This window comes from Mesorhizobium sp. M0854, from assembly GCF_040319815.1.
Taxonomy (GTDB): Bacteria; Pseudomonadota; Alphaproteobacteria; order Rhizobiales; family Rhizobiaceae; genus Mesorhizobium.
The window spans coordinates 139,017-165,765 of record NZ_JAMYOL010000008.1 but is presented as its reverse complement, the minus strand read 5'-3'; the positions used below and the strand labels follow the sequence as shown (position 1 = coordinate 165,765).

General features: G+C 60.8%; 30 protein-coding genes and 5 pseudogenes. 18 read left to right on the top strand and 17 right to left on the bottom strand.

Annotated elements, in window-relative coordinates:
* The first annotated feature begins 36 nt into the window (after positions 1–36).
* From NKH99_RS15585 to NKH99_RS15555, 7 genes are all read left to right on the top strand, one after another.
* Positions 37–669: an acyl-homoserine-lactone synthase gene (locus NKH99_RS15585; RefSeq protein WP_353014617.1), complete on the top strand. Its 633-nt coding sequence runs from the start codon at positions 37–39 to the stop codon at positions 667–669.
* Between the two features lie 179 nt (positions 670–848).
* The gene (locus tag NKH99_RS15580) at positions 849–1,076 is read left to right on the top strand and encodes a hypothetical protein (protein WP_353014616.1); all 228 of its coding nucleotides are present in this window, start codon (positions 849–851) and stop codon (positions 1,074–1,076) included.
* Positions 1,077–1,112: 36 nt separating this feature from the next.
* Positions 1,113–1,376 (top strand): hypothetical protein, encoded by a 264-nt coding sequence (locus tag NKH99_RS15575; protein WP_353014615.1) that lies wholly within the window; start codon positions 1,113–1,115, stop codon positions 1,374–1,376.
* Complete coding sequence (locus NKH99_RS15570) at positions 1,373–1,579, top strand: hypothetical protein (protein WP_352503486.1); 207 nt, start codon at positions 1,373–1,375, stop codon at positions 1,577–1,579. The genes NKH99_RS15575 and NKH99_RS15570 overlap by 4 nt, the downstream gene beginning before the upstream one ends.
* A 261-nt stretch (positions 1,580–1,840) precedes the next feature.
* Positions 1,841–2,527, top strand: coding sequence for a DUF1612 domain-containing protein (locus tag NKH99_RS15565; protein ID WP_353014613.1), 687 nt, complete (start codon positions 1,841–1,843; stop codon positions 2,525–2,527).
* On the top strand, positions 2,482–2,652 hold the full coding sequence (locus NKH99_RS15560) for a helix-turn-helix domain-containing protein (protein ID WP_353014611.1): 171 nt from the start codon (positions 2,482–2,484) through the stop codon (positions 2,650–2,652). The genes NKH99_RS15565 and NKH99_RS15560 overlap by 46 nt, the downstream gene beginning before the upstream one ends.
* An 85-nt stretch (positions 2,653–2,737) precedes the next feature.
* On the top strand, positions 2,738–3,421 hold the full coding sequence (locus tag NKH99_RS15555) for an XRE family transcriptional regulator (RefSeq protein WP_353014609.1): 684 nt from the start codon (positions 2,738–2,740) through the stop codon (positions 3,419–3,421).
* Positions 3,422–4,048: 627 nt separating this feature from the next.
* Here NKH99_RS15555 and NKH99_RS15550 read toward each other — a convergent pair.
* Positions 4,049–5,635 carry a serine hydrolase gene (locus NKH99_RS15550; RefSeq protein ID WP_353014607.1) on the bottom strand — a complete coding sequence of 529 codons (1,587 nt, stop codon included), beginning with the start codon at positions 5,633–5,635 and terminating at the stop codon, positions 4,049–4,051.
* 257 nt (positions 5,636–5,892) lie between these two features.
* On the opposite strand from NKH99_RS15550, the gene NKH99_RS15545 reads away from it, so the two are divergent.
* The gene (locus NKH99_RS15545; RefSeq protein WP_353014605.1) at positions 5,893–6,291 is read left to right on the top strand and encodes a hypothetical protein; all 399 of its coding nucleotides are present in this window, start codon (positions 5,893–5,895) and stop codon (positions 6,289–6,291) included.
* 261 nt (positions 6,292–6,552) lie between these two features.
* Here the strand turns inward: NKH99_RS15545 and NKH99_RS15540 are convergent, their stop codons facing one another.
* The 4 genes from NKH99_RS15540 to NKH99_RS15525 form a co-directional block, all read right to left on the bottom strand.
* On the bottom strand, positions 6,553–6,927 hold the full coding sequence (locus NKH99_RS15540; RefSeq protein ID WP_353014603.1) for a hypothetical protein: 375 nt from the start codon (positions 6,925–6,927) through the stop codon (positions 6,553–6,555).
* A 568-nt stretch (positions 6,928–7,495) separates the two neighbouring features.
* Positions 7,496–8,005 carry a ferritin-like domain-containing protein gene (locus tag NKH99_RS15535; RefSeq protein ID WP_352612666.1) on the bottom strand — a complete coding sequence of 170 codons (510 nt, stop codon included), beginning with the start codon at positions 8,003–8,005 and terminating at the stop codon, positions 7,496–7,498.
* Between the two features lie 275 nt (positions 8,006–8,280).
* The gene (locus tag NKH99_RS15530; protein ID WP_353014601.1) at positions 8,281–8,556 is read right to left on the bottom strand and encodes a hypothetical protein; all 276 of its coding nucleotides are present in this window, start codon (positions 8,554–8,556) and stop codon (positions 8,281–8,283) included.
* A 94-nt stretch (positions 8,557–8,650) separates the two neighbouring features.
* Positions 8,651–8,827: a hypothetical protein gene (locus NKH99_RS15525; protein ID WP_353014599.1), complete on the bottom strand. Its 177-nt coding sequence runs from the start codon at positions 8,825–8,827 to the stop codon at positions 8,651–8,653.
* A gap of 209 nt (positions 8,828–9,036) precedes the next feature.
* Between NKH99_RS15525 and NKH99_RS15520 the strand changes: the two genes are divergently transcribed.
* The gene (locus tag NKH99_RS15520) at positions 9,037–9,381 is read left to right on the top strand and encodes a hypothetical protein (protein ID WP_353014597.1); all 345 of its coding nucleotides are present in this window, start codon (positions 9,037–9,039) and stop codon (positions 9,379–9,381) included.
* 893 nt (positions 9,382–10,274) lie between these two features.
* Entirely contained in the window at positions 10,275–13,700 is a 3,426-nt protein-coding gene (locus tag NKH99_RS15515; protein ID WP_353014595.1) for an acyl-[ACP]--phospholipid O-acyltransferase, read from the top strand.
* A 219-nt stretch (positions 13,701–13,919) separates the two neighbouring features.
* Here NKH99_RS15515 and NKH99_RS15510 read toward each other — a convergent pair whose 3' ends face one another.
* From NKH99_RS15510 to NKH99_RS15500, 3 genes are read right to left on the bottom strand one after another with little or no spacing between them, the layout of a single operon-like run.
* A complete protein-coding gene (locus tag NKH99_RS15510; protein WP_352503494.1) occupies positions 13,920–14,408 on the bottom strand; it encodes a hypothetical protein in 489 nt (162 codons plus the stop codon).
* Positions 14,398–15,003: a cupin domain-containing protein gene (locus tag NKH99_RS15505; protein ID WP_353014593.1), complete on the bottom strand. Its 606-nt coding sequence runs from the start codon at positions 15,001–15,003 to the stop codon at positions 14,398–14,400. The genes NKH99_RS15510 and NKH99_RS15505 overlap by 11 nt, the downstream gene beginning before the upstream one ends.
* Before the next feature lie 60 nt (positions 15,004–15,063).
* Complete coding sequence (locus tag NKH99_RS15500; protein WP_353014669.1) at positions 15,064–15,312, bottom strand: DUF6074 family protein; 249 nt, start codon at positions 15,310–15,312, stop codon at positions 15,064–15,066.
* A 25-nt stretch (positions 15,313–15,337) separates the two neighbouring features.
* Here NKH99_RS15500 and NKH99_RS15495 point away from each other — a divergent pair.
* The 4 genes and pseudogenes from NKH99_RS15495 to NKH99_RS15480 form a co-directional block, all read left to right on the top strand.
* Positions 15,338–15,457 (top strand): annotated as a pseudogene (locus NKH99_RS15495) (phosphatidate cytidylyltransferase); the annotation flags it as partial.
* 2 nt (positions 15,458–15,459) lie between these two features.
* Positions 15,460–15,552, top strand: a complete 93-nt coding sequence (locus NKH99_RS15490; protein WP_353014591.1) for a hypothetical protein — start codon at positions 15,460–15,462, stop codon at positions 15,550–15,552.
* A 101-nt stretch (positions 15,553–15,653) separates the two neighbouring features.
* Positions 15,654–16,811 carry a putative hexosyltransferase gene (locus NKH99_RS15485; protein WP_353014589.1) on the top strand — a complete coding sequence of 386 codons (1,158 nt, stop codon included), beginning with the start codon at positions 15,654–15,656 and terminating at the stop codon, positions 16,809–16,811.
* Positions 16,798–17,430, top strand: a complete 633-nt coding sequence (locus NKH99_RS15480) for a hypothetical protein (protein ID WP_353014587.1) — start codon at positions 16,798–16,800, stop codon at positions 17,428–17,430. Before NKH99_RS15485 ends, NKH99_RS15480 begins: the two co-directional genes overlap by 14 nt.
* Here the strand turns inward: NKH99_RS15480 and NKH99_RS15475 are convergent.
* From NKH99_RS15475 to NKH99_RS15460, 4 genes and pseudogenes are all read right to left on the bottom strand, one after another.
* Positions 17,427–17,882, bottom strand: a complete 456-nt coding sequence (locus tag NKH99_RS15475) for a GtrA family protein (protein WP_353014585.1) — start codon at positions 17,880–17,882, stop codon at positions 17,427–17,429. The genes NKH99_RS15480 and NKH99_RS15475 overlap by 4 nt on opposite strands.
* A complete protein-coding gene (locus NKH99_RS15470) occupies positions 17,860–18,552 on the bottom strand; it encodes a class I SAM-dependent methyltransferase (RefSeq protein ID WP_353014583.1) in 693 nt (230 codons plus the stop codon). The genes NKH99_RS15475 and NKH99_RS15470 overlap by 23 nt, the downstream gene beginning before the upstream one ends.
* Positions 18,527–19,567 (bottom strand): glycosyltransferase family 2 protein, encoded by a 1,041-nt coding sequence (locus NKH99_RS15465; RefSeq protein WP_353014667.1) that lies wholly within the window; start codon positions 19,565–19,567, stop codon positions 18,527–18,529. Before NKH99_RS15465 ends, NKH99_RS15470 begins: the two co-directional genes overlap by 26 nt.
* Positions 19,568–19,799: 232 nt before the next feature.
* A pseudogene (locus NKH99_RS15460) lies at positions 19,800–19,913 on the bottom strand (elongation factor P); the annotation flags it as partial.
* On the opposite strand from NKH99_RS15460, the pseudogene NKH99_RS15455 reads away from it, so the two are divergent.
* Positions 19,914–20,558, top strand: a pseudogene (locus tag NKH99_RS15455) (OB-fold nucleic acid binding domain-containing protein); the annotation flags it as partial.
* 432 nt (positions 20,559–20,990) lie between these two features.
* On the opposite strand, the pseudogene NKH99_RS15450 reads toward NKH99_RS15455, so the two are convergent.
* The 4 genes and pseudogenes from NKH99_RS15450 to NKH99_RS15435 form a co-directional block, all read right to left on the bottom strand.
* Positions 20,991–21,107: pseudogene (locus NKH99_RS15450) on the bottom strand (CopG family transcriptional regulator); the annotation flags it as partial.
* Positions 21,108–21,117: 10 nt separating this feature from the next.
* Positions 21,118–21,651, bottom strand: a pseudogene (locus tag NKH99_RS15445) (type IV secretory system conjugative DNA transfer family protein); the annotation flags it as partial.
* Positions 21,600–22,721: an S-adenosylmethionine:tRNA ribosyltransferase-isomerase gene (locus NKH99_RS15440; RefSeq protein ID WP_353014581.1), complete on the bottom strand. Its 1,122-nt coding sequence runs from the start codon at positions 22,719–22,721 to the stop codon at positions 21,600–21,602. The gene NKH99_RS15440 and the pseudogene NKH99_RS15445, both read right to left, overlap by 52 nt.
* Positions 22,718–23,440, bottom strand: coding sequence for an SDR family NAD(P)-dependent oxidoreductase (locus tag NKH99_RS15435; protein WP_353014579.1), 723 nt, complete (start codon positions 23,438–23,440; stop codon positions 22,718–22,720). Before NKH99_RS15435 ends, NKH99_RS15440 begins: the two co-directional genes overlap by 4 nt.
* Positions 23,441–23,525: 85 nt before the next feature.
* Here NKH99_RS15435 and soxR point away from each other — a divergent pair, with 85 nt between their 5' ends.
* Positions 23,526–23,960 (top strand): redox-sensitive transcriptional activator SoxR, encoded by a 435-nt coding sequence (gene soxR, locus NKH99_RS15430; RefSeq protein ID WP_352472953.1) that lies wholly within the window; start codon positions 23,526–23,528, stop codon positions 23,958–23,960.
* Positions 23,961–24,322: 362 nt separating this feature from the next.
* Here soxR and NKH99_RS15425 read toward each other — a convergent pair whose 3' ends face one another.
* Positions 24,323–25,195 carry a ferritin-like domain-containing protein gene (locus NKH99_RS15425; RefSeq protein WP_352835307.1) on the bottom strand — a complete coding sequence of 291 codons (873 nt, stop codon included), beginning with the start codon at positions 25,193–25,195 and terminating at the stop codon, positions 24,323–24,325.
* A gap of 515 nt (positions 25,196–25,710) precedes the next feature.
* Here NKH99_RS15425 and NKH99_RS15420 point away from each other — a divergent pair.
* The gene (locus tag NKH99_RS15420; protein ID WP_031194806.1) at positions 25,711–25,923 is read left to right on the top strand and encodes a cold-shock protein; all 213 of its coding nucleotides are present in this window, start codon (positions 25,711–25,713) and stop codon (positions 25,921–25,923) included.
* A 476-nt stretch (positions 25,924–26,399) separates the two neighbouring features.
* Entirely contained in the window at positions 26,400–26,663 is a 264-nt protein-coding gene (locus NKH99_RS15415; protein WP_352472951.1) for a BrnA antitoxin family protein, read from the top strand.
* The last annotated feature ends 86 nt before the right edge of the window (positions 26,664–26,749 follow it).

Here is a 26,749-nt window from a genome sequence, read left to right as displayed (position 1 = left end):
GCGTGGTCGGATGGGGTTCCATCTCGAGGAACCGCAATGATTCAGGTCCATGTCGTCGACGCGTCAAACAGCTTTGCCTATCGAGGGGATCTCGACAGCTACTTCCGCCTGCGGCATGAAATCTATGTCGATGAACGTGGATGGCAGGACCTGAGACGCCCCGACGGTCGCGAGATCGACGCGTTCGATACTCCAGAAGCGATTCATCTGCTCGGTATCCAGCCAGGAAGAGGCGTCGTTGCCGGATCCCGTTTCGTGCCGAGCCTTCGGCCCCATCTGATGAGCGAAACCTTTCCGCAACTCGCCGACGGCGGCGTTCCGCGCCGACCCAATATCTTTGAATGGACCAGGTTCTTCGTGGCGCGGGATCTTCGTGAGCCCGGCCGACCTTGCCAGGCAGCCGGCGTGATCTACTGCGGAATTTTGGAATTCTGTATCCAGCGACATATCAGCAATCTGACAATCGTGTGCGAGGAGTACTGGTTCGACCGCCTCGCATCGATTGGCTGGAATCCGAAGCAGCTTGGGCCTGCGCTCGCACATGGTGATATGACGATCATCGGTCTGATGGTTGATGTCAGCCCGTCAGCCTTGATCGCGACGCGACAATTCTACCGCATAACCGAGCCTGTGCTTTGGGCCGAAACGCCATTCAAGCGGCTGGCCTGACCGCGGGCCGTCCGCTTTTGGGCGTCACGCCTCGAACGAACATGCTGCCTGGCACTCGCAGAGGGCGGCGATGTACTATCGCGTGCAAATCGGCTGTCTGCCTCGCGCCATAACAGCCATTCAAAGGCGGAGGTGTCCAAAGACGGGCGCGCGCTCAGGCGGGGCAAGCGGTACCAGCCTTGGCATCGAAATCGAAGAAGAAGGTCTGGGAAAAGGACACACCGGATCTTGGAGAGTACGACTTCTCCTTCGATCCAATTTCTTTTTTTGGGCAGTTCACGCCCGAGGGCCTGGTGAAGGCGACGGACACAATTCTTGAGAGCCTGGCCAAATTTCCCGATGCGTCGCTGTTATCGTGCGGACTGGCTTGGGACCCACTGGCCGCATCCTCGCAGGCCTCCACGTGACCGCCAAGGGTCGCGGTGCGGCAGTGCTCGATCGCCATGATCGACAACACAGACATCAAGGCAGGTGAAGCCAAGATCGGCGAGCTGAAGGGCAACATGGACGCGATCAACGCAGCCCGACGAAAAGGGCGGCTGTGTTGCCGGCACTCTGTAAGCCGCTCCAACGTTAAAATTGTCGGCTTGCTTCCCGCCCTCGCGACTGCGGAGTGGTCGTTCCATCGATTGACTCGCGTAATGCACAGGCAGTTAATCTCCCCGCAAGGGCAAAAGAGGGGCTATGAAACTGGGAGAAAACGATGACTGTCCAAAAAGAAGACTATCGAACCAACAGAGCCGACTTCGCCATAGCTGCCATGCATAGCCGAGCGACCCCTGAGGGCGATCGTGACGATTTGGTGGCGAGGAAAAAGGCCCTGTGGGTAACAGATCGGCGATCTGCAAAATTGGCTGCAAACCCGTCCGAAAGCTCGCCAGAACCCAAGGCAAAAGCGCGCGGTAAGTGAATCGTGCCAGTCAATTTCTTACCGCCGAGTACTTCGTTCACATTGTTCGATTACATTACATTTATCTAATGTACTAACCAGCCAGTCGGGCATTCCCGAAGGCTCGCTGGTCAGGCCCAGCGGCCCCCTAACCCAAGCTGCTGGGCCGCCTGCTAAGGAAGTGCGTGTATCGCTGATACGGTCGTCGGTGACCCCTCCGTACCGCGGCCGGGATCGCAACCACGTCACCGACCGGACTGGGCGCTCAGCCGCGACGGTTTTTTGGCGCTGGCCGGCCCAGGGGTGGCGCCCTGCCGGCGGCGGAACAAAAAAACCGGGAAGGCGGGGGGCTGGAACAGCGTAGTTGAAGCCGATGTTCGGGACGATATTGAGGACGAGCTTCTGGCTGAGGAGTTTGCCGAGATCGATGCTGTCTTGGCACGCTCATCAAAGATCCTCAGCGGCGCAGACGTGCCTGGTCGACGTGACCGGCCGGAGCCGCAAAACGGCCTGATCTACGATCTCGACTGGAATAAAGAAGAACGGCTGGCCGAATGGCAGGCCGTGATTGCCGGGACGAGCGATCAGCCCATCGTTCTGCGCGGTGCAATCCTGCTTAAGGCCTGGTCCTACAACATCGAGGTGCTGCAGCTTGCCGCATGGCTTGGGCCACTGCTGATTGCCGCGCTGCTGCGGCAGGAAGGTCTTGCCGCCAACCATCTCGCCTGCCGGCATCTCGGTGCCAAAAACATTCCGCGCGAGCGTCGGCGAGCACACAATCGCAGTGACCGGTTGCTGGCCTCCCTCGATGCGATCCATGACGCCGCACTCGTGGGGCTGAAGGAGCACGACCGGCTGTTGATGGCGAAAAGCCAGATGGAGCGAAACTCCGCGACCGCCGCGCCAGCTCCAAACTGTCCGACGTGGTCGAACTCGTGCTGTCGCGGCCACTTGTCTCGGGAGGCATGATCCAGGAGCGGCTAAAGGTGACAAAAACAGGGGGCGCTCAATCTGGTCGGCGAGCTTGGGCAGCGCGAGATCATAGGGAGGGGGAAGGTTTCGGGCATGGGGCGTCGTGTGATGTAGCTGGCTGAAACGACTACACGAACTCTACGGAATTATCGAACTTTACGAACTTGCGCTCTGTAGCTATATTGATGACAGCAACAGGTTGTCATCATGGCCGCTCCAAAACGCATCAATCATAGCGGGACCGCATCGCATGCGGGAGTCGCCGCCCTGAGCTTCACCACAAAGCTGCCGGCACAGGCAGACTTCAAGAAGGTATTGCTCGAACGCTATCAGGAAGCGATTGCACGCAGCCGCAAGATCGGCCATCGCGTATCGTTCCGGGTAGAGGTCGATCCGGCCGCCGATGCGCAGACGATCACGCCGGTCGAAGAGCAACCGATCGCTTCGGATGGGTTTCCCGTCGAGGACACGGGCATGCCCGATGCCGAACTCGAGGCGGCTCTTGCCAGAGCGCGCGCGCGTGGCCACAAGCGTGTCGCCGAAATTGTCGCCGGCGAGGAGATGCTGAGCGCGGAAGCCTTTGCCAGACTGCTCGGCACGTCGCGCGTGACCGTCAACGCCAGGCGGCAGAGTGGGCAGGTGCTCGGCATCGATGGCGCCAAACGCGGTTTCCGCTTTCCTGTCTGGCAACTCGACAAGGACGGTCGTCCCTTCAAAGCATTGCCGGGGCTGCATGCCATGTTGGGCAACAGTGCCTGGGCCGTCTATCGATTTCTGGTGTCGCGCCATGGCGCCCTCGATGGCCGGACCGGCCTTCGAGCCCTTCAACAAGGCGATGACGCCTCGGTTTTGGCCGCGGCGGAAGGCATGGCCAGGGGCGATTTCGACTGAATGCCCAGCGTTCCACCTCCACCCGATTTTGGGCGTGCAAAGCTCGAAATCGAGACCATACCGCGCGGTCGGACGTTCGGTCGGATCTACTGGAGCACCTATCCTGATCCATTGGGGTACGGGAAGTCGCCGAGCCGGTTCAGCGATCCTCGACGCCGTCTTGACGCCAACCGGTTTGGCGTTCTGTACCTCGGTGACTCTCTGAAGGTGTGCTTCCCTCGAGACCGTGCTCCGCGACCGCCGCGAAGCAATCCTTGACGATCTTCCAATAGAGGAGGTGGAACTGACCCGACGGCCCTATGCGGAGATCGCGACCACAGCCTCGCTTCGAGTTGTTGATCTCAAAGGTGACAACGCCGTCAGAATCGGTGTTCCAACTGATGTCATTCGGGCATAGCGTCAGAACCTCCGGCGCCGATGGTCGGCGGCTTTCACGAACGCTCGTCCCAGCCTGACGGTATCATCTATCCATCACGCGCCTCAATGGTGCAACCAACCTTGCCGTTTAGGATCGGCGGTACGGAAGCTTCAGGTGAGGCGTGTCGTGGCGCTTCTCGGCGCGCGAGGACTGGCTCAGGTTCTGGAGGATTTCAGGGTGGGTTGCATGGAGCACCCGACGCCCCACCCCTACCTCTGAAAATGCCCCAACCCGTTCTCATTGAGATAGTCCACCGTCATCACCCGCGCGCGAATGCCGCCGGGGGAACCAACGAACTTCACCGATGACAGCGAGCCGGTCGGCGCGTTTTCTCCGCGGGGCGTGAGGGCGTAGGTGTCGCCGTCCCAGTGCTCGAGCGTGAACTGCATGGGCTTGGGGCCGAGTTCGAGCATCAGCTTGCCGCCATCGGCCCGCACGGTGGCGGTGTCGAAATAGTTGCTCGTATATTGGCCCTCGTAGAAGGATGGACTGCGCGCGTTGGCGGGGTTCGTCGGCTTGTCCTTGCCTACGAGGTCGCCCACCGGCTTGTAGTAGGCCATGAACCGCGGCTTGATGTAGGGATACCAGTCGCGGGTGACCAGGCCATATTGCACGATGTCCATGAAGCTGGCGGCGACCGCCTCGGCGGCGCCGACGGGGGAGCCGTTGGTGAGCACGACGATGCCGACATCGGCCGAGGGCAAGATCTGGAAGGTGGTGCCGGCGCCGAGCAGGAAGGCGCCGGAATGGCCCATGGTGGTGCGCCCATTGGCGTTCACCCCCACATTGAAGCCGTAGCCATAGGAGCTGGCCCGCGTATCGGGCGTCTCGCCGCGGTAGGTCACGCTCTGCGGTGTGATGGCGGGCTGCAGGATCTTCGGGTCGATCATGGGCTGGCCGCTATAGGTGCCGTCGCCAAGCAGCAGGATCATCCACTTGGCAAGATCCTGGGCGCTGGAGGAGACGCCGCCCGCCGGCGCCTGCTGGTCGGGGTCGCGGTCATAGAGCGGCTCGAACACATTCTCCGCCACGCGCGCATGCAGCAGGGCGCGGTTCTTGCCGGCGGCAATGAAGTCCTCGTGCCGATAGCTGCTCGAGCGCATGCCGAGCGGATCGAACAACAGGCTCTTGGCCAGCGGCTCCCAAGGCTGTTTCTCGGCGTGGGCCACTGCCTCGGCGCCGATCGTCGTGCCGAAATTGGCGTAGTGATAGGAGATGCGGAAGGGATCGAGCGGCACCATCCACAGGCTCCCGACGATCTGCTTGCGCTGGAAGCCGAGATCCTCGAGTTCGTCGCCCGCCGCCATTGGCAGGCCCGAGCGATGGGCGAAGAAATCGCCGATGGTGGCGTTGCCCGAGACATAGTCGAGATCGAGGCGAAAGCCGTCCCAGACCTTGCCGACCGGGGTATCCCAGTCGAAGCTGTGGTCCTTCGTCATGGCGATCGCGGCCACCGTGGCCGAGATCGACTTCGACACCGAGGCGACCTGGAAAATGGTGGTGCTGCTGACCTTAGAAGTGTCGTCCCGGTTGTCGCGAAGGCCATATCCCTCGTCAAAGACCATTTTGCCGCCATGCACCACCGCCACGGCGAAGCCGGGAACGTCGGATGCTTCCTTGACTTTCTTGACGATGTCCGGCAGCGCGGCCAGCGCCTTCTCGACACCGCCGGGATACAGCTGCATAGCATCCTGCGGCGGCGATGGCCCAAGCTCCGGCACGTAGGACTGCGCGGCTGCCACGGCGGGCAGCATGGTAACGAGGGAAAGTACCAGGAGAGCAGCGACCTTCTTCATTGCATGTCCTCAAACTTACACCGGCAGATGATCGGACCATACGCGGCAAGATGAAAGATGGTTGCGGTATTTTCCAATGATATGTTTAACCTCCGTGCTGGGCGGCTTCAGGGCGACATGCGAAAGCACCTGTGGGATCACTATCAAGGTCGATGAGGAATATATCCTCATTACCGTGTTATGGACCGGCCCCACCAGGAACTCTTTGGATATGTGGCCGTTTCCTCGACATACGGAAAAGCCTATCGGAGGTTCACATGTTTATACGAATAGTAAGTGCGTCGGCGCTCGTACTTGCTTTCGCGTCGCCGGCCTTTGCCGACTGCGGCCAAGAGTTGAAAGTGCTTGAGCCGAACGTCATCACCGCCGAAACGGGCGCGAGCCCAAATAAATCAGGCATCCCGGCGACGAAGCACCAAGAGGAGGTCATGGCCGGCAAGCAGCAGGGGGGTAATCCTGAAATCACCGGATCAACGGCGGGAAATGTGAAGCCAACCACACCTCATCAGGAGCAAGTGACTGGCAACCGTAGCGCCCAGAATGCCGAACATCCTAGCCAGCTAATGGCGGAAGCTCACAAGATGTCCCAAGCTGGCGACGAGCAAGGCTGCATGAAAAAATTGGCAGAACTCAAGGACGCCCTTGGCGTCAAGTGAACGCCAGATTGCCGGATGTTTCGAAGGCAGACACCGCCAGGATCGCTAGCTTCAAAGCCTGATGGAGTCGACACCGCGGAGCAAGCGCCATCGGCCACCCTTCGATTTGAAACTGCTCGCATTTCTACGGCGGCAGCTGCCGTCTTCTAGTCGCTGCATCGACCAGTTCGCGAGCGCGATTTAGACGATTTTGCGAGTATCAACTTCGCGACGCCTTTCGCCAAAAGACGCCGCGCGGTGACCGCCTCGTGAAAGGCAAGGTCAGGTCGGCATAATGGACTTCCACGGTTCCGGCCCGAACGGGCACGGCTGGGCGAGACATTTGAGTTTCGGGTGCACGGACGGGTGTTCGAGGTGCGGGTGGATGGCGAAACCTGCGCAACAAGCGAGGCCAGCGCCAACGCCCCGGCTGCGGTGTTCACGATGACTGCGGAAGGCGTTGTGTTGGGCCAGCGCTACCTGACGGCCTCGCAATCCCTCGACCAGATCGACCTGCGGAGGCAGGCTTTTTGCCGGATCTTTGAACCATTTCTGAAGCCGCGCGAGTGCTTGTGCGAGGGTGCCGTGAATAAGGGGCCGACGCTCGGTGTCGTAGCTGTCAGGCAGGGCAGAGCCCGCTTCTCGACGGATGACCATGGCAAGCTTCCACGCGAGATTTGAGCATCATGAATGCCTGAATTGCCGCCGAACGCCCCGTCGGAGGCATCAGATACGCCGCGTCGCGCCATGTAAGTTCCCTCGTTGGGCTGGGCTGAGTGGAACGCTGACAGAAACCTCTCCCCGTCGCTGGTGCGCCCTGCCGCTGTCGGGACGAACTTTCTTCCATCCGGCTTGGCGCTGCCGTTGCCCGCGCACGCGCTGCTCAGTGATCAGGGATGAGTGTTCTCGGGCATTCCGCTATCGCGACCTCGTTTCGAACGTTTTAACACGCCCCCTCAAGCTTGATCTCGCCGAGCGCTGCACTAGCCCTTCCGATCTTGGCTATTGCAATGCGTATTCGACCAGGCTTGCGCAGACGAACGCTTCAACTCTCAAAGTCACGACGCCGCAATGTTAGCATCACTCGTCGTAGCAATTTCTGGAAATGCGCAACTCGACAACCGCCTGCTACAGCCAGGCGTGTTCGTCGTCCAGCCTTCACGAAGGGGACGCGCTGGCGGACGAGTCCCCGTCACCCAGTTCACGATGACTGCGTCCCACCCGCTCACCGCTTGGCGCTGTCACTGTCGGCTTCGGCCCGCACAAGGAACTGCTCGGTCGTGGAGGGAAGACGGGATTTCAGCCAATCCGCCATCGCGACTTCCTCTTGCAGATTCTCTTCGCAAGCCCGAAGAACCTCGGTTTCGCCGAGCGATCGAGCGGCGGCAATCAGGATCGTGTAGGAGGCGATTTCCATGTGCTCGAACGTGTAGCTCGCGAGCGATCCTTTCATCACCTCGTCTCCAGCGAAGACGCCGCTCAGCGATTGCGCCATCGCCGTCAGCTTACCGCCAGCATCCTTCATCATGGATGAACCCTCGTCCATCTGATCTAGACAAGTCTTCAGCCGGGCAGCCTGCTGCTTGGTCTCGTCGAGGTGCTGTCGGATCCGGTCGCTCAGTTCGGGATAGTTCTCGATACGGCTCAACTGCCCGTTCAACATCGTTTCTGCCTGCTCTTCCATGGCATGAGCGTCTCTAAGCCATTGGACAAACCATTCCCGGCTTTCTGACATTTCGAATCTCCTTTGCTATTTAAGGAAAAACTTTCAGAAGAAGACATTGTTCCGGAGCAAAGCCGCGGAACAGGCTTGATCCTCCCAGAGAATCCGCGCCGTCGGCGGATCTCAATTCACCTCACGAAATCCTCAGCAATGCGGGTGAGGGCCAAGATCGCGGAAGATCGGCCCCAGGAAAACGGGCCATGGACGCGAGACGCGCCGATCAACCACACGTGCTTCCCCGCTGCGTCCCATTACAAAGTCCAACTGGCACTGGGAGGGCGAAGGATCTAGCCTGTCAGTTTAGTGAAGTCGTGGCGCCGCGCGCGAACATGTGCCAGCAAATTCGTTTCGTTTACGACCCCTGATTGAAAGAGATTCAGCGTGGTCGAGGCCAGAATCTGACCGTCCATCGGGGTGCTGTACCATTTGGCATCGGCGGTTACTTGGTCGACAACCCGCTGGCAGATCGCCCGATCTTTTGGTTTAAGGAACTGACTTTTCGGTGCTCGTAGCATCTCGAAGCCTTGAAACGGGGAGTCACCTGTCTCCCGCGCGATAGCCATGCGTGGTCTCCGTGGACCCTAAACGCATTCAGACAGAAAATTGCCATTCGTTTGAGTGGTACCGATGTCGCGTGGATAAGCGGCGGTCCGCGAGCTAATCCACCATGTCGCGCAGCGGCTTCTTGCGCTTTGGCGTCCAGTACTTCTCGACCAGCCTGACCTTGTCGATGTCGATCGTCACCAGCGGTCCCAGATCGACAGTCACCCTGCCGCCTTCCTCGTCTACGCGAGTGATCTCTCCGGTAAGCTCGATCTGCCGCCCCTTCTTCACCTTGGTATGATCGATGATCGAATGCGGAAAGCTATAGCTCGGAATCGAGACGTTTACGCAGTGCTGAGTGACCCGTTTGCGAAGGCGGCCGGGATCGCCACCTCGTCACGAATGGAAATTCCGCGCGCCGTTCCATGAGTCCGGTGCGCTCGGCGCCTTACTCAAGATATTGCTAATTAGGGATGAGCCCGCTTTGCTCCAATCGATGGATGAAGCCGTTCGTGGGCCGGTGCTACTTTGATGCGTCGCGCGACTTACCCGACAAGAGCTGGCTCCAGGGGCAAAATATGAGCAAGACGACTCTCGTTGCTATCGCAATCCTCGCGATCAGTGTCGGCTGTGCCGAAGCCAAGGACCGTAAGGTCGAAACCGCGACCCACCGTAAGGTCGAAACCGCGACCCTCGGCACGTATGCCAATTCGAAGAACCTGCCGGTTTGTACAGCGGCAAGCTCACTCTTCGAAGTCCTCGGTGATAAATGTTTTCTCGTCACAGGTTCGATGATCTATGGCGACATCGCCGAACTCTCCCGGACAATCACTTTGAGTTGGTAGCCGAAGCAACAACCTCCCAGCGCGGCCTCCATTCTCCGGTATGAAGTTGCGTCGCAGGGGCTGCCTTCGCCCAGATATCGACCCAGTCTTCGCGCGTCGTCAATACCGGCGCAATCCCCAGTCAGCACGGGCCTCTCCAAAATTCTTATGCCGTCCGCACCTGCGGTCGAGCGTGTCGCGCCAACACAGCAGCGCCTCTGCATCGTTTGGGCAACCCAACGCATAGCTTCCGGTCCGGAAACTCGCTTACGCGTCTCATCGTCCATTCGGCAGTGGAAAATTAGGCCGATTTGGCAGTGCTCAGAATCGCGTAGCTGTCCTGCGATCCGCTCGGAGAGGATGGCGAGTGGTTGCGGCAACTGCGCCTCAAACTGGCTGGCGACCGCCGTCTGCAGCCCGCTGCTGCGGAGCAGCGCTGACGCTGCGTTCGTCCGGACCGTCGCAAGACCGCTTGATTGTATCCGGCCTGGAGACAGACAAACGCCGGCGCAACCTCACCTGAAACCAAAAGATAATATCGATGACCTTCAACAGCTATGCTCCCAAGGGTTCAAGCGCCTGCAAACATTCACCATGCCAATTTCGCCATCGCCGCTTCGATAATGACGGCGCCATCAATTTCATGGAGCAAGCTTTGCCGCCAAGGGGTTCTGCCCGATGGCGGCGATCAGGCTCGTGCATACCTCGATCACCATCACCAAGACCCTGCGAGACGCAGAAGAGGCGAGCCGCATGAAGCGGCTAGAAGACCCCAAACCCAAAAGCCGCTGATCGAATTGAGCCGCAGTAACGAAGTGTAACCGGGTTCCCACTACAAGAAGCTCAAACCGCGCAAGACCGCTGATCGATACGGCCACGATCTTCAACGGTCTTGCCCAATGGAAGCCGCCCCAATGGAAATCGCCACGAACGGCCATACGACTAGCCATCTGATGAGGTCACGGCGCTTTGCGCCTCTCTTCTGGACGCAGTTCCTTTCCGCCTTCAACGACAATTTCCTCAAGAACACGCTGGTGTTCCTTATTCTGTTCACCCTGGCGGCGGACAAGGCTGCATCACTGGTTACGCTGGCGGGTGCCGTCTTCATGGCTCCTTTCCTGCTCCTGTCCGCCGTTGGTGGCGAGATCGCCGACCGGTTCGACAAGGCGCTCATCGCCCGTCGGCTGAAATTCACCGAGATCGCCGCTGCGGCTGTCGCTGTCGTTGGAATCACCCTGTCGTCGATCCCGGTGCTGATGATCGCGTTGCTCATGTTCGGCATCATCTCGGCACTGTTCGGACCGATCAAGTACGGCATCCTGCCGGATCATCTCGAGCGCAAGGAATTGCCCCGCGCCAATGCCTGGATCGAATCGGCAACCTTCGCCGCCATCCTCGGCGGCACTATCGCCGGAGGCGTCGTCTCGGCCGATGGCATTGGCGTCTCGGTGTTCGGGCCGATCATGATGATCCTTGCCGTGGCCTGTTGGTTTGTCAGCCGCTACATCCCGTCCACCGGTTCTGCGGCTCCCGACCTAGTCATCGACAAAAACATCTTTCGCTCGACCTGGCGACAGGTGAACGGTTTGCGTGCCGACAAGCGGATCTGGCGCGCCGGACTGATGACGTCGTGGTTCTGGCTGATCGGGGCCATTGTCCTTTCGATCCTGCCTACATTGGTCAAGGATTCGCTCGGTGGCGGAGAAATCGCTGTCACCGCCTATCTAGCGGTGTTCGCCGTGTCGATCGCCATTGGCTCTGCCATAGCCGCATGGATGTCGCAGGGCCGCATCGTGCTCTTGCCAGCCCCGGTTGGCACTGCGTTGATGGCACTGTTCGGCTTGGACCTGGCCTGGACCATCTGGAGCATGCAGCCTTCGATCGGGGCCGAAACGCTCGCAATATTCTTCGCCGGGCCAAATACGGTCCATGTTGCGATCGACCTTGCCGGCATGGCTATTGCCAGCGCCTTTCTTGTCGTACCAACCTTCGCCGCCGTACAAGCCTGGGCGCCCGAAGCCAGCCGCGCTCGCGTCGTCGCCGCGGTGAGCATCGTCAATGCAGGCTTTATGACGGTGGGCGGCATACTTGTCGCCGCGATTCAAGCAGTGGGCGTCTCCACTGGAGGTATCCTGTTCGGCCTCGCCGCACTCAACGTGGTCGCCGCCTGGCTGATGCTGAGATATCTGCCAACCAACGCCTTCCGCGACTTCGTTTCCATTCTGTTCCGAGCCTTCCATCGTCTGGAGGTGGAGGGGCTGGAAAACCTTAAGGCGGCGGGCCCGGCACCCATCCTGGCGCTCAACCATGTCAGTTTCCTCGACGGCCCATTGGCTTTGACGCTGACGGATGAGGAGCCGGTGTTTGCCATCGACTACACCATCGCCCAAGCCTGGTGGATGAAGCCGTTCATGAAACTTGCGCGCGCCCTGCCGCTCAATCCGGCCAAGCCGATGTCGACCCGCACGCTTATCAAGGCCGTGCAAGGCGGCGATCCGCTTGTCATCTTCCCCGAAGGCCGGATCACCGTGACCGGCGGCCTAATGAAGGTCTATGACGGTGGCGCCATGGTGGCCGACAAGACCGGCTCGATGATCGTGCCAGTGCGCATCGACGGCCTGGAGAAGAGCTATTTTTCGCGGCTGAGTTCGCTGCATGTGCGCCGCCAGCTGTTCCCAAAGGTCAGGGTGACGATACTAGAACCGGCCAAACTTGAAGTACCGCCGGATCTCAAGGGCCGGAAGCGCCGCGCAGCGGCGGGTGCTGCCCTCTACCAGGTCATGTCGGATCTCGTCTTCCGCACCCAGGACATCGACAAGACTGTGCTGGAGAAGATCATCCAGACGGCGAGCGAACGCGGCATGAAGCAACTGGCCGTGCAGGACCCCGCCACCGGTTCGCTGAGCTACGGCAAGCTGCTGACAGCCGCCGCCGTGCTTGGAGAGAAATTCAAGAACCTCTATGCCGGCCAGCAGACGCTCGGCATCATGCTGCCCAATGCCAACGGCGCCTGTGCGACGCTGCTCGGCGTCATGTCCGCCGGCAAGGTTCCGGCGATGATGAACTTCACTGCCGGTGCGGCCAACATCCTCTCCGCTTGCAAGGCCGCCGAGGTGCGCACGGTGCTGACTTCACGCACCTTTGTCGAACAAGCGAAACTTGGCGCCGTGGTCGAGGAACTCGGCCGCTCGGTCGATATTGTGTGGCTTGATGATCTGAGGGCCACCATTGGCCTCAAGGACAAGCTGCTCGGCCTTTTGCGCAAAAATACACCCCGGGTCGCCCGCAAGCCCGGCCAACCGGCGGTGATCCTGTTCACCTCAGGTTCCGAAGGCACGCCTAAGGGCGTGGTGCTCACCCATCGCAACATCCTGGCTAATGCCGCCCAGGCCGCCTCGCGTATCGACTTCCATTCGGGCGACAAGGTCTTCAACGTGCTGCCGATCTTCCACTCGTTCGGCATGACAGCAGGTACGGTGCTGCCGCTGATCTCGGGCGTGCCGGTCTATTTCTATCCCTCCCCGCTGCACTATCGGATGGTGCCGGAGTTGGTCTACGCATCGAACGCGACGATCATCTTCGGCACCGATACGTTCCTCAGCGGCTATGCGCGTACGGCACACCCTTACGACTTCCGCTCAGTGCGCTATTGCTTTGCCGGCGCGGAACCGGTCAAGGCTTCTACGCGCGCGACCTATATGGAAAAGTTCGGCCTGCGCATCCTCGAAGGCTATGGCGTGACCGAAACCGCGCCCGTGATCTCCATCAACACGCCGATGTACAACCGCTCCGGCAGTGTCGGCAAAATCATGCCGGGTATGGAGTACCGCCTGGACCCGGTGCCTGGCGTCGAGGATGGCGGACGGCTTTTCGTGCGCGGGCCCAATGTCATGGCGGGCTATCTGCGCACCGAGAAGCCGGGCGTGCTCGAGCCGCTCGAAGACGGCTGGCATGACACCGGTGACGTGGTCGCCGTCGACGACGTCGGCTTCATCACCATTCGAGGCCGCGCGAAGCGCTTTGCCAAGATCGGTGGCGAGATGGTTTCGTTGGCCGCCGTCGAGGCACTGGCGGGCGAATTGTGGAAAGGCTCGCTCTCGGCAGTCGCCGCCGTGCCAGATGCGCGCAAGGGCGAAAAGCTGGTCCTCATTACCGAGGCTGTCAACGCCACGCGTGCCGAATTCCTGGCCTTCGCCAGGGCCAACGGCGCCATGGACCTGATGGTGCCGGCCGAAGTGCGCGTCATTGCGAAAGTGCCTGTCCTCGGCTCAGGCAAGCTCGATTTCTCCGCTGTGACCAAAATGGTGAGCGGCGAAGACATGAAAACCCAAGCGGCTTGAACGACTCGCTTTTACGGGTAGCTTTTGTGTATCTCGGTTGAGAACACGGGACCGCCGCGACAGTTCGGTGCACGCAGCGCCATGCGAACGAGCTGCAGCTGGCGAAAACGATGGTGCAGGGTCGATGCGCTCATTTGCACATGTGCCGCGAGCTCGTCGATGCTGAACTGTCGAGGCGGCGGTCATAGAACTGGCAAGCGAGGACCATTGGCTTGTCCGCTATCGTTGCGCCTTCAGCAGACGCTCGAGCGTTGAAAAGTCACTCATGTCGCGGTAGGGCGTCAGGTCAAGATCCTTGGGGATCTTCTTGAGCTTCTCTTCGGAGATCGGTTTTTCGTTCTTTTTGTTGAAGGCCTGGTAAGCGGACCAGCCAACACCCGCCGCCTTCACTGCATCGCGTTCGGCTCGAAGAGCGATTTGATGCGCGTGCAGATAATGAAGCCCGAGTTCGTCTAGGAGCGCCTTTTCAACGATTTCGTGCGTTAGCAGAAATGGGGCAAGCCGGACCTTGGCCGATTTCCAATCCATAGTGCGAGGCATATGGCGATCGATATAAATCGTCCTGCCATCTTTGCTGTATCCAGCAATGTAGGGGATATCGAAATCATGAACGATCTTCACCCGACGATGCAGCGCCCGCACAGCGTCACTCAGTACATCATCGTCCAAGTCTTCGGAAACGTGGCGGACTTCATCTTCAAGCTTCATTTTTCCCACACTGACACCAGCGGCGCTTTGCTCCCATAGACCGGATCCTTGCGTTGACGGCCAACTTGGGAATCGTTCGTAATGCCCGCTCATGTTCCTGGGCTGTTGTGCATTCGTCATAAGCGTCGGATGCGGGATAAGCGCCGACCACCAGGAAACCAGCAGACTCGGAGAAACAGTGGTGACCGGTGCCGGCCGGAAGAACTGCCATATCGCCGGCCTTCCAGGACAATGTACGTCCGCTGTTGCCCCCGAACCGAACCTTGCCGGTTCCGCCCGCAACCCCAAGCACTTTATTTTTGCGGGAATGGTAATGGACGTAGTGGTAGATGCCGTCCCGCCAGCCGCTACTCCAGCCATTGGCCTCGAAAAGCTCTTCCAGCACGGCTGCGGAATCAAATTGTTCCACCGACCTTACGGCGCCGCGATAGACGACAAACGGCCAGAAGGGGTGGTTCGGCACGAGGCCGTCATCCTTGAACCGAAATTCGAGTGGCTTCTTCATCTTCACAAATTCGGCGAGTTCTTGCTTTCTCGGTCGCGCGATACCCGTCGCCTGCTCGGTAGCTTTCTTCAGGCTCTCGAGAATGCCCACGGCGAATCCTTGCGCTGGATGAGACAGCGGGGAAAGCCTCCGCTCTGGTCTCAACAAATCTCAACCAGCGACACCGCACTTTGTTCCTTTTGCCGAATGGCCGCTATTAAGCTGCGGCCCGCGAGGAGAACTGAAACTCAGAGAAGCGCCCGCATGTCGGCCGCTCAGCTTGTGCCTGCCGGAGTTGACGAGAATTGTCTTGGCGGTGCTGCGCCAGAAGGCATTCGCGTCCTCCAGGTTTTCGGATTCTAGGACCCGGGCGATACCTTCGACCAATTTCCGCCGCCGATTCAGCGGAAACGCGCTTATGTTGAATGATCGATCACCTCACCCGGATCGCCCAGGCTTCGAAGGCCGCAACCTGTTGCTGATCGCTTTCCTGATCATCACCGTGCAAGGCAGCGACGTGCTGCAATTTATCTTCGGCAAGCTGTTCGGCCGGCATCTCCTGGCGCGGTGGCGGAAGCGAAACTCACCGCCGTGCCGTACTTTGCCTGGGACAATCGCGACCCCGGCGAGATGCTGGTCTGGCTCAGAAGCGCGGCGTAGCTCTATCGCCATCTGAGCCGCGTTGCATGCCTTGAATTCGCCCGGGCGCGCGTCATCTAGCTTTGAGTGGCGCCAGTCACTTGAACGGGTGGAGGCAGATTGTGGCGCTCGAAGCTGTCGCGCGTCCGAACGCCGGTGGCCACTTTATTGCGGTCGTGGTGGTGCCGCTGCTATTCGTCGTCGGTGGACTGGCCATTCGCTATGCGGCATTTGCCTCGATCTCGGCGGAACCAGGCTTCGCAGCCTATGCCCAGGCGCTCTGCCGGTGGGATTGCGCGTGGTATGTCGACATTTCCGAACACGGTTATGAGCGCTTTCCCATTCCAAACCAGAGCAATGTCGGACGCTGGGGCTTCTTTCCGCTCTATCCGATGCTGGTGGCGGCAATCCGGTCTGTTTTCCCTTTGCCGACGATACTGCTCGCGTCGATCACATCGGTTGCGTGCAGCTACGCGGCCTGTCTGGTGGCGTGGCCGCTGCTCGAGAAGAACATGCGCGCTTATGTGCTATATTGCGCCTTTCTGCTCAGCGGCCCGTTCTCCTTTCATTTTACGACTTTCCTGACCGAACCTCTTTTCGTGCTCCTGACGTCGTGCGTTTTTCTGGCACTCAAACGCTCCAGCTATCTGGCCGCGGGGCTGTCATCGGCTCTGCTGTCGGCAACCAGGCTCGTCGGAGTGCTTGTTGTATTTGCGACCGTCATTCAGATGTTCAGGGATTACCGCGCAAAGGGCGGATCGGCGCTTTCTTTCCCACGTTGGGTGCTTGGCCGACCGGATCTGCTCGTTGCAATTCTCATCTCGCCTGCCGGCTTGTTCGCCTACATCCTGTTCCTCTATCTGACGGTCGGGGACGGCTTTGCCTTCCTGCACGTCCAGCGCGCGTTTGGACGTGTGGCGGGCAATCCGCTCGCCTTCATATGGGATGGACTCTCGGCCGTTCCGACGACTGGATGGCTGCCTACGGCGCCGCAATGGAGCGCGCTCGCCGCACTCATAGGACTGGCGCTATCGGCGGTTCTGGCGGTTCGCAGGCAATATGGCGCCGCGTTGTTCTGCGCCTGCTGCATCATCCTGCCGCTGATCACCAACCTGGCCTCGATGGTCAGATACGTCATTGGGCTTGCGCCTCTGACAATGTTGCTGACCACGTTGTTGTCGGCGTCGAAGCTGACTTTTCTTGCGGCTCTGGGTCTCTTCCTGGGCGCCTGCTATTTCATGACCGTCGCGTGGATCGGGGGCTATCTTGCCCTGGTCTAGCACTCCGGGCCCGCATCGGCGCGCGGCCTCGCTTGGCGGCTACACGCTGGCGGCGGTTCTGGCCGGGGCAGAAATCATCATCCTTGCGCTTGCTCTCAATCCAGACGTCAATTCCGACTATCGCGCCTATTACATCGGCCGGACGACGACCTGCCTCAATCGCGATGCGGTCGGCAGCTACACACTTGGCGAGACGGTGTCGTTCCGGTCCGACGGAGCCAAAAAGGCAACCGGCATGATGGTCTGTGGCTGGTCGGGGCCGGTAGCCGACGGCACCCATTCGCTGGGCGAGACCTCGCGGCTTCGCCTGGACATACCGCCGCTTCGCGACGGTCTGACTGCCACGCTGCAAATGGCCGCCGTCATTCGTCCGCCCCAGATCATGCAAAGGGTTGTGATCTCGGTGAACGGCGTTCGGGTGCATGCGGTGACGCTGTCCGGCAAAGAGCCACGCACGGTATCGTTCGTCATTCCACCGGCGGCCCTCGCCAAGGCCAAGACACTTGACATCGCCTTCGACTACCTCGACGGCATTCCGCAAACTCCTGCCGCCAGCAACATCTATAAGCGCTCCATCAAATTGTTGTCGCTCCGGCTCGATTCCATTGACGCGGATTAGGGCGGGCGATCACGCTGCTGGCCGCGTCTTCGCTGCGCAAAAACCCAGCGGTCGAGCATGAGGAGATTGACCGCTGGAACAAGCAAGCATGTAACCAGGATGGCAATGGTCGGCGGCAGACTGAGTTTCGCAGTCAAAAGCGCCGGCGCCGCGTAAGCCACCACGAAGCCGGTTGCCGTCAGCAAGAGAAAACGCGGAGCCTCCGATCGATGCGATCCGCTCGACGCGAAGGTCACGAACTTATGCGCGAGATAAGAAAACAGGGCGGCAGCGGTATAAGCTGCGAGCGAGGCACCGACCGGCGAGAGGCCGAACCGTTGCCATTCGACCAAAGCGGTGGCCATCACTGCATATAGGATCGTTGCAGCGATGCCGACCGACCCGAAACGCACCAGCAGTTTCAGGCCGGCGTCGCTGGTCGAGGGGCCCTCAGACTTGCGCACTGCAGGCATACTGCGCTCCAAGCGGCAGCGACGCGAGCGCGCGCTCGACTCTTCTGGCGAAAGGCCTTGCCGACGGCAGCAGCAGGAAATGCTCGGATCGGATGTCCCGGAACCCGGTCTCCCGAAAGAGGGACGCTGCGTTGGCAGCGTTGAGGAGGACCGCGTCGTGGTCGAACGGACACCGCAACACCGCAAGACGCGTCAGGGGATTATAGGGATTGTGCTCGATGATGCAGGCGACCCCGCCTGGCCGCACGACGCGCCGCATTTTCAGGAAGAAATCGAGCCAGGAGGAGGGCGGAACGTGATGGACGACGCAACTGGCGAAAGCCAGATCGAACGTGCCGTCCTCATAAGGCAGCCCCTGCGTGCTGCAGGTCCTGTAGGCCACACGCGGATTGTGTTGGCTGGCGCGCAAAATCGAGTCTTGCGAGACGTCGCAGCCATCGAGGCTGTCGAAAGCGCCGTCGAGATAGCGGTGGAGCGAACCGACGCCGCAGCCGACATCCAGCGCCCTTACAGCCGACCCATCCTGCCGAAGCTTTCGCTCGACCACCAGACGCCGCAGCAGGTCCGCCTTGGCGACAAGGAAGAAGTCGTGCCTGAGTCCGGAAAACCGGATGGACCCTTCGACCGCCTCGCCATAGTTGGAATTATAGCTGTCGAAGAGTTCGGCCATTGGCGGGGACTCCACTCCTGGGCTTGTGAAACGATAGGCGGCGCTCACCAGAGACGGTACGCATCGCCTCGTCGAAGCCGGTGAGCCGATTAATCACATAAAGCGGGCGGCGTTTCACCTCGGCGTGGATGCTGCCAACGTAGAGCCCGACCACACCGGTCATGAAAAGATTGATGCCGCACAGGAGCGACACGATCACCACCGTGGATGTCCACTCGGCAATGATGCCGGTTTCAAAAAACGAGGCAAAGATGGCATAGGCGCCAAAGATCACCGCAAGCGCGGAAATGGCCAATCCGCCCCAGAGCGCCAGGCGTAAGGGCTTCTCGGAGAAACTGACGATGCCGTGAACCGCAAGGTGCACCATCTTCCAGAATGGGTATTTGGTCTGGCCCAGGGTTCGCGCGTGGCGCTCAAATGGCACGGTCGTTTGCTTGAAGCCCATCCAGCCGAACATGCCCCTGACGAAGCGGTCATGTTCGGGCATACGCTTGAAGGTTTCCAGCGGCTTGCGGCCGACCAGGCGGAAGTCGCCGACGTCGCGCGGAATATCGACCGACGTCATTTTCTCCAGCAGGCGATAGAAAAGACTTGCCGTAAAGCGCTTGAACCAGGATTCGCCCTCGCGCTTGACCCGGCGGGCATAGACGATCTCGAAGCCTTCCTTCCACTTGGCCACCAGATCGAGAACGACTTCCGGCGGATCCTGCAGGTCGGCATCCATGACGATGACGGCATCGCCCGCAGCGGCATCCATACCGGCGGTAATCGCCACTTGGTGGCCGAAATTGCGGGAAAATTCGATCAGCCGAAAGCGCGGCTCGGCGGCAACCACTTTTTGGAGGTATTCGACGCTTCCATCGAGGCTTCCGTCATCGACGAAGATGGTCTCGGTTTCGCCGTCCAGCCGGTCGATAAGCGAACTGATCCGCTCGATCAGCCGAGGCAGCACCTGTTCTTCATTGTATATGGGCAGGACGAGCGAGTAGCGAGGCGGTGATCTGTTCACCGTCATTCCAGGGCCGTGGACCACAGAGTCTCGCATGCGGTTGAAAATGTAACGAAAGCTACAAAGTTCCAAAGGTGTGCAAGAAACTGCTAATTTAGCGAGTTCTTGATTAAATGCCGGTTCTCAGTGAGAGATGAGCGTCCGCACCGAGGCGCGAACTCGATAGGTCGCCAGCGAGGTTCGTCTGGCGATACGCCAGCACAAAGCTGTTTGACCGCCCTGAAGATCGCTGCACGCCCTCCTTCGCGCGCTCCACGTAGGCGCCATCGGCAGTCATCAGCACGACGCGGGTGCCGGCGCTGATGTATAGCGGTACCAGGGTGCGCACGCCGTTGGACAGCGTTGCCGGTTTCGCGACGAACCTCTGCCGCTGTTTGCGGCCGCTGCTTGCCGTGAGAAGAAGACTTGCCCGAGATCCACCAGCGTGTTGTTGCGCTCAGGCCCATGACGGCCGGCCGCGACGTTGTCGAGGATTATGGCCATGTCGGGCTGACCTTGCGCAGCCATCCGGCGTTTCTGCGTGCCGATCTTCGCCGGCGCAGCATCGTGACCTGTCAGGAGGCCATGCAGGCGAGACAGAAGCTGGCTCGAGGCTGCCGGCCTGGTTCTGGTCCGGCAACGGCCAGGCTCGGCCAAAGGCCTCATGTTCCTCACCGTGGAGGATGAGACGGGCGCCGCCAACGTCGTCGTCTGGGTCAAGGTATTCGAGAAATTCCGTCGCGTGCTTCTTTCGTCGGCCATGCTCGGCGTGCGCGGCCGCATCCAGCGGGAAGGGGAGGTGGTGCATCTCGTCTCCCATCAGTTGACCGACCTGTCAGCCGAGCTGGCCAGCCTGGGAAACCGCGAGACGCCGTTTCCCGTGCCGCATGGCCGCGGTGACGAAGCCCATCACGGCGCGCCGGGTGTCGATCCGCGGAGCCTGCCGAAGGGCCGAAACATCGTCGATCCATACGAGCACATCGACGGCATCAAGGTGAAGACGCGGGATTTCCGATAGAAGCTGCAGCGGATATATCGTCATCATGTGGTAGTCTGGCCCGCATGACGACGCTTTACCTCCATTTGACGCGGAAGACGGTGGATCCCTCAGGCCGAATAAAACGCATCCGCCGAAATGGATCGAGCCTCAGCTGACGCGCCTGGTCGACGAAGCGCCCGACGGCCCCGATTGGCTTCACGAGATCAAGTATGACGGGTACCGGATGCATGCGCGCATCGAGGGGAGCGACATCCGATTGCTGACCCGGACGGGCCTTGACTGGTCGCATCGCCATCGGCCTTTCAATTTTGCGTCGAGTGTGGCGGTGCGCTCGGCCCGCCACTCCGCACAGCTGTCGGGGATTGCAGGCCCGAGCCGTCCTGCGGCGCGCATCAGGGCGAAGATCGGCCGAGGCACAAGATTAATCCTCGAAACTGCGCCATGCGCGGCCGCCTCTGCAATCAGCGTGCGCGATTGGTCACGTCGTGCCGCGTGGGCCGCGAGCGCCTTCATCACCTCGGGTTCGAGACAGACCGACAGGCGCTGCTTCTTCGACGGATTGGCCACGGGCGCCTCGCAGCTCCATGCCCTCGTTCGGATCGAGCGAGACCTGGCGGGCCATGCCCTGCATAATCTGGTTGCCGCGGCTGATCCGCGCAGTGTCGTCATCGGCCTCGTCATCGAAGCCGCCGTCGAAATCGTTCTCGATCGGCGCCCTCTTCTCCACCGGCGCGGCGCGGTTCAGCTCGGGCTGTTGACGCCGTTCCGATCCCGTTGGATCTTCGTCGCCGATGTCTGCGGCGCCGGCTGCGTCGGCCGACACGATGCTCGCCGGCCTGGCCCGAAGCGGCAGCCGGGCTCCAGTCGTCCGTGCCCGGGCTGTGCCGGCCTGGTAAGCACCGGCGGCGCCATGATCCGATGAAACGGCGATCCTCGTAGCGTGCCTTCTTCGCGCGGATCGGCGGCGTGCCCGCCACCATGACGATCTCGTCGGCGGGCGGGAGCTGCATGATCTCGCCCGGGTCAGCAACGGTCTGGCGGTCTCGGAGCGCGACACCATCAGATGGCCAAGCCGGGGCGAGAGCCGATGGCCCGCATAGTTGCGCATGGCGCTCTCGGGAGCACCTCGGCGCGGTTCCGTTCGCGCGATAGAAGCAGCGGTTGGCGATTGAGCAGCATGGAATCACCGAATTCATGCGCGCGGTATCGATACGCGATGAAGGCCGCGGAGGCCTTGGCGAGCAGAGCATCGTCGGCAAAGGCGCGCAGGAGCTCGAAATGGCTTTCGCCGGGCTGGTGGACGCCCGTGAGAACCGCATCGACCACGCGAAGCCGCGTGCCCCGCGCGATGCGCCCTGTCGCAATGCCATTTCCGGCACGCACATTGCCGCCGGGATTGGCGGCTGCCTCAAGTGCGCGCACTACGCTCGTGCCGATCGCAATGATGCGGCTGCCGCGCAGCTTCGCCCACGCGACCTGCGCCGCGGTGTGCCCAGGGATGCGGTATGGCTCGTCGAAGGGAAGGCGCGAGTCGAGCGCGGGATCGCCGGTAGAAGAGACGCCCGCAGCATGCGTGAGTGTTGCAAAGCCAACATCGTGCCGACGCCAGGCTTGGAGCGTGCGCCAGTCGAGCGCGAAGCCTGCCGATGGCGCCTCGAACGCGACCGGCCCGGCGGCAATCTTCGTCCAAACATCCCACAGTGCCAACGGCTCGGGAACATGCGCGTATTGGATCGGCCGGCCGTGCTGCGCCAGTCCTGCAAGCACCGCTGCGCGATTGCCTGGGAAGTGCAACTCGAGAAGGCGTGGATGGTCGAGAAGGCGCTCGACGACGGCGTCAAGCGAGCCGAGCCGGAGGCGATCGCCTAGTGACAGCGGAGGTGGAGGCAGCCGGTCTTCCGTGCGCGTGCGGTGATCGCCCGAGCCGAAGGCAATCGCCACGAATCGGGTTGGATCGGGAAGTGATAGCCAGCCCGCCAGGCGGATCTCGATCGCCTCACCGCTTGGGACATGCGTGCCGTGCAAGCTGGCAGGCAAGGTCGCGGCGTCATTGGCGACGACCAGATCGCCGGGGTTGAACAGCGTCGCGAGTCCAGCTCGCGGCAGGTCGCGCATCGTGCCGTCCGCCTGGACGACGAACAGCCTGGCGGAGCGCCGATCGGGACGATCGGCGGCAATCATCCATGTGCTCCGGCCAGAAGCGTAGAGCGGACCGGCAACGCGTCGAGCATCTTTTCGATGATCTCGGCAGCTGCCTGCTCGGGGCGCTTCAAGGTCGCCGGATCAGCATCAGGGATCGCGAGCGCGTGCAGTGGGGTGTCCATATCGCCGGGGTCAAGCGCGAGGAGCCGGATGCCGTCTGCTTTCGCCTCCTCGTCCCAAATCGCTGTCAGATGGGCAAGAGCGGCCTTGCTCGCGCCGTATGCTCCCCAGCCGGGATAGGCGTTCACCGCGGCGTCGCTGGAAAGGTTGATCACCAGCGCGCCACGGCCGCCGCGCGCGGACGCCGCAAGCGCACCGAAAAGAGCCTTCGTCAGCCGGAACGCGCCGACCAGGTTGACCGCGAGCGCCGTTTCCAGCTCCTCGCACTCAGTATCGGCGAGGAGCGCCAGAGGGACAGGGCCGAGGCTCGAGGCATTGTTGATCAGGACGTCGAGCCCGCCGAGGCTCGCGGTTACCTGTAGCGCAATCGAGTAAGTGTCCTCTTTCTTGCCGACGTCGCCGACAATGCCGTGCGCGCCCGTCTCGTCAGCGATGCGTGCGACGTTCGCGGCGGTGCGGGCGACGAAGGCGACGCACGCACTCTGTGCGGCAAGCTGCCGCACAAGCGCCAGTCCGAGGCCGGACGTGCCGCCCGTGACCGCCACGCGAAGTCCCTGAAGTTCGATATTCGTCTGCATTGCCAGTGCTCCCTTGATCCGTATGCCTCTTGCTACAAGTTCAAGTTAACTTGAAGTCAAGCGGGAATTGTGCTTTCGTTCATGCATGGATTCCATGCTGACCATCACCGACGTGTCACGGCGCAGCGGCGTCGCCTCATCGGCCCTGCGCTTCTACGAGGAGCGCGGGCTGATCGCGTCCGAGCGGGCCGGCTCGGGACACAGACGCTACCCGCGATCCGTGCTGCGCCGAATCGCCTTCATCGTCTTCGCGCAGCGAATTGGGCTGACGCTTGAGGAGATCGGCGCCGAGCTTGCCAAGTTGCCAGCCGATCGCGTGCCGTCGCGTCGGGATTGGTCGCGGTTGTCGGGCCAGTGGACCAAGCGCATAGACCAGCGCATCGCCGAGTTGCAGCGCCTGAGGTCGGGACTTACCGAGTGCATCGGTTGCGGCTGCCTGTCGATGGACCGGTGTAGCCTTGCGAACCCTGCCGATATGGCAGGACGCAAGGGGCCGGGGCCGAGGTATTGGCTGGGGTGATTTGGCAGCGTGCCTGTCGCTATTGCAGAACTCGACAGCGCAAGACTTCGCCAAGTGCGAGACGCTGCCCGGTAAGGTCAGGGCGCGGCGGCCCTGATGTTAATTCAGGAATCGCGCTGAACCGGACAGCTCCTGCATTTGTCTCAAAATCGCGGTCAACAAGGGGTCAGAACAATAGCTGCTCAAAATCGACGCGATGGAAGGCTCCCGCTCCGCGGGGGTGGCATCATTAGGATGGACAACCGGGAGCGCAAGACTCCTGCGGCGGATTTGATTCGTGATCGTCGCGCAGCCGTACCAGCAGTGCCGGCCGCAGGCCCGCTGCATCTCTTCCGGCGATCCGATCGCCTGGCGCGAGCGGCTCAGGTGCTCTTCAGGGTGCCGTTCATTCCTTCCGGATAGAAGCCGCCCTTGCTCACGCCGTCCTTATCGGTGAGATAGACGATCCGCAGCACTTCCTTCGGCGTCCTGGTGAACGCGATGGCGTCGGGCGTCGAGGGAACGAAATTGGCCTTGCCGTTCACCTGGATGCCCTGGTCCTTGTCTTCCGGCCCGTCGATCTTGTCTCGTGCGTCCGAGACGGCATTGGCGGCCTTCCAGGCTTTCTCTCCCTTCCGGTACAGTGTGGAGCGCGCCATTCCCATGTGGTAGGCCTCGACCGCCAATATGCCGGCGGCGGCGGCGAGAAACTCCTTGTTCTTCAGAACCGTCGCGGCACCGGCATAGGCGGTGACGCCGACATCCTCGAACAGCATGCCGCCGAGAACGAAGTTCGTTTCGTTGCCGAAGGGATCGAAGTCCCGCCCGAGGCCCGCTGCCTCCGCAACCGCCTTGAACCCCGCATCGAAATCGATGGCCGGCCTGTCGACTGCGTTCTTTGCAAGCGTCTTGCGGTAGAACCGGACATGCGCGAGTTCGTTTTCAGCAACCTCTTGCATGAATTCGCCGATGGCGGGTGTCTCGAAGGACACTTTCTTTCCGCCGACGACATCGCCGGGTTTCGAACCGGCATCGGCGGCGTCGATGCCTTTCCCGGTGGTGCCGCGAAGGTAGTATTCGGCCTCCATGTATTCCAGGTTGAGCGCAAAGCGGAAGATGTCCTCGTCCTGCACTTCCTCCTTGGCATAGGCGCGCGAAACCGGCGCCAGGCCCGTCGTGGCGGCGAGGCTGGCTCCCAGCCCAAATTGCAATGCGCGGCGACGGGAAAGGTGGAGTGAAGGGATGGCACGTATCATGGCTTCCTCCCAAAAGCCCGCCGGCATCATCTGTTGGCGTCCGATCACGGGCCACGCGCCCAACTCCGCCATAGGCGAAATGTTCCTTTAAAGGTCGGACTTTGCAGGGGTCGTGCTCCGGATCAATGGCTTTTTGGGCGCGTAACGTCGGAGTTGGCATCGACTATTTGTGACCAAGCCTCGACTGTAGACATTGAGGTGACACATTATGAGCCGGATAGTGCCCGCGTCAGCACGGTCGACCAAGAACTCGAAACGCAAGTCGGCAAGCTAAGGGCCGGAGGGAAACGAGCGGGCCGTGATAACCCAGGACAGCAAGGATGACTGGAGGAGCTTCAGGCCGGAAAGGAAAATTCCTGTCGACTTGTGAGACGAGTGGGCCATCCGAGAGAAGTTGGTATTCTGGTCGATCCATCCGGGCCTTGCGATTTCTCGCTTTTGCTGCGTCTATTTATCAACCGGTCTGGCCTCTTCGTCGATCAAACACGCTCGGAAGTCACAAGGAGTATATGCACATGGCAACTGGAACCGTGAAGTGGTTCAACAGCACTAAAGGGTTTGGGTTTATCCAACCCGACGATGGCGGTCAGGACGTTTTTGTTCACATCTCCGCCGTCGAGCGCGCTGGTTTGTCGAACCTCGTTGAGGGCCAAAAGATCAACTACGACATCGAGCAGGACCGACGTACCGGCAAGTCTTCTGCTGGCAATCTCCGCAAAGCAGGTTGATTTCTCTCGCGCGCCCTGGCGAAAGCCGCAGGAGCGCGGCAAGTCACGAATGTACTGACCCCGCCGTGTAAAAAGCGCGCGAGCTTGGTGTGATGGAGAGACCTGGGCAGCAGATTGCTGCAACGCATCAGAAACGATCGTGTGAACCAGCTTGTCGGGCAACGGAAGGCGGGAAGCCCCCTGCGTTTTTCGCGTTTGCGTCCTCCAGCGTAGGAGTTGGCCACGTGGCGTTGCCCCGCAGAGCACTTAGACTTGTTGCATCCCACAGCAATGTGATTGGGGATAGCCTGACATCGCATCGGATTCTCCTGCCATTCGTCCGGCGCGTTCCGCTTTGGAGGTTTAAGCTGCCTTCATACTTGGCCGGGCTCAACAGTCCGGCCTTTTGCTTTTTGTCGGTGGGCTGCGGTACATGATTATGATGCGCATTCGCACTGAACCGCTCGACAAGCATTATGACCAGTCAGGATCATCAAATGGCAAATCCTCCACGCCGACCCACAAATCCGATGTCGGCCGCTGAAGCCGCCTTCAAGCCGATCAAAAAGCCGGCGGCGCCGGTTCGCGAACCGTCGGCTCCAAACATCAGAGAGCTTGTTTCGATCAGGATCGATAGGGCCGTGCTGGACCACTTCCAGGAAGATGGACCGGGCTGGCAGGATCGGATCAACGACACGTTGCGGCGCGCTATCTCCAAAGAACCGACCAATGCCGATGACAAACGATCGGACGACTACTGATCGGCACGGTGCATAGCGGCGACGCAGATGGAGTTGGACGGAAGCATAAGCGTAAGCGATTGCGAATCTTTTGGACAACTGACAAC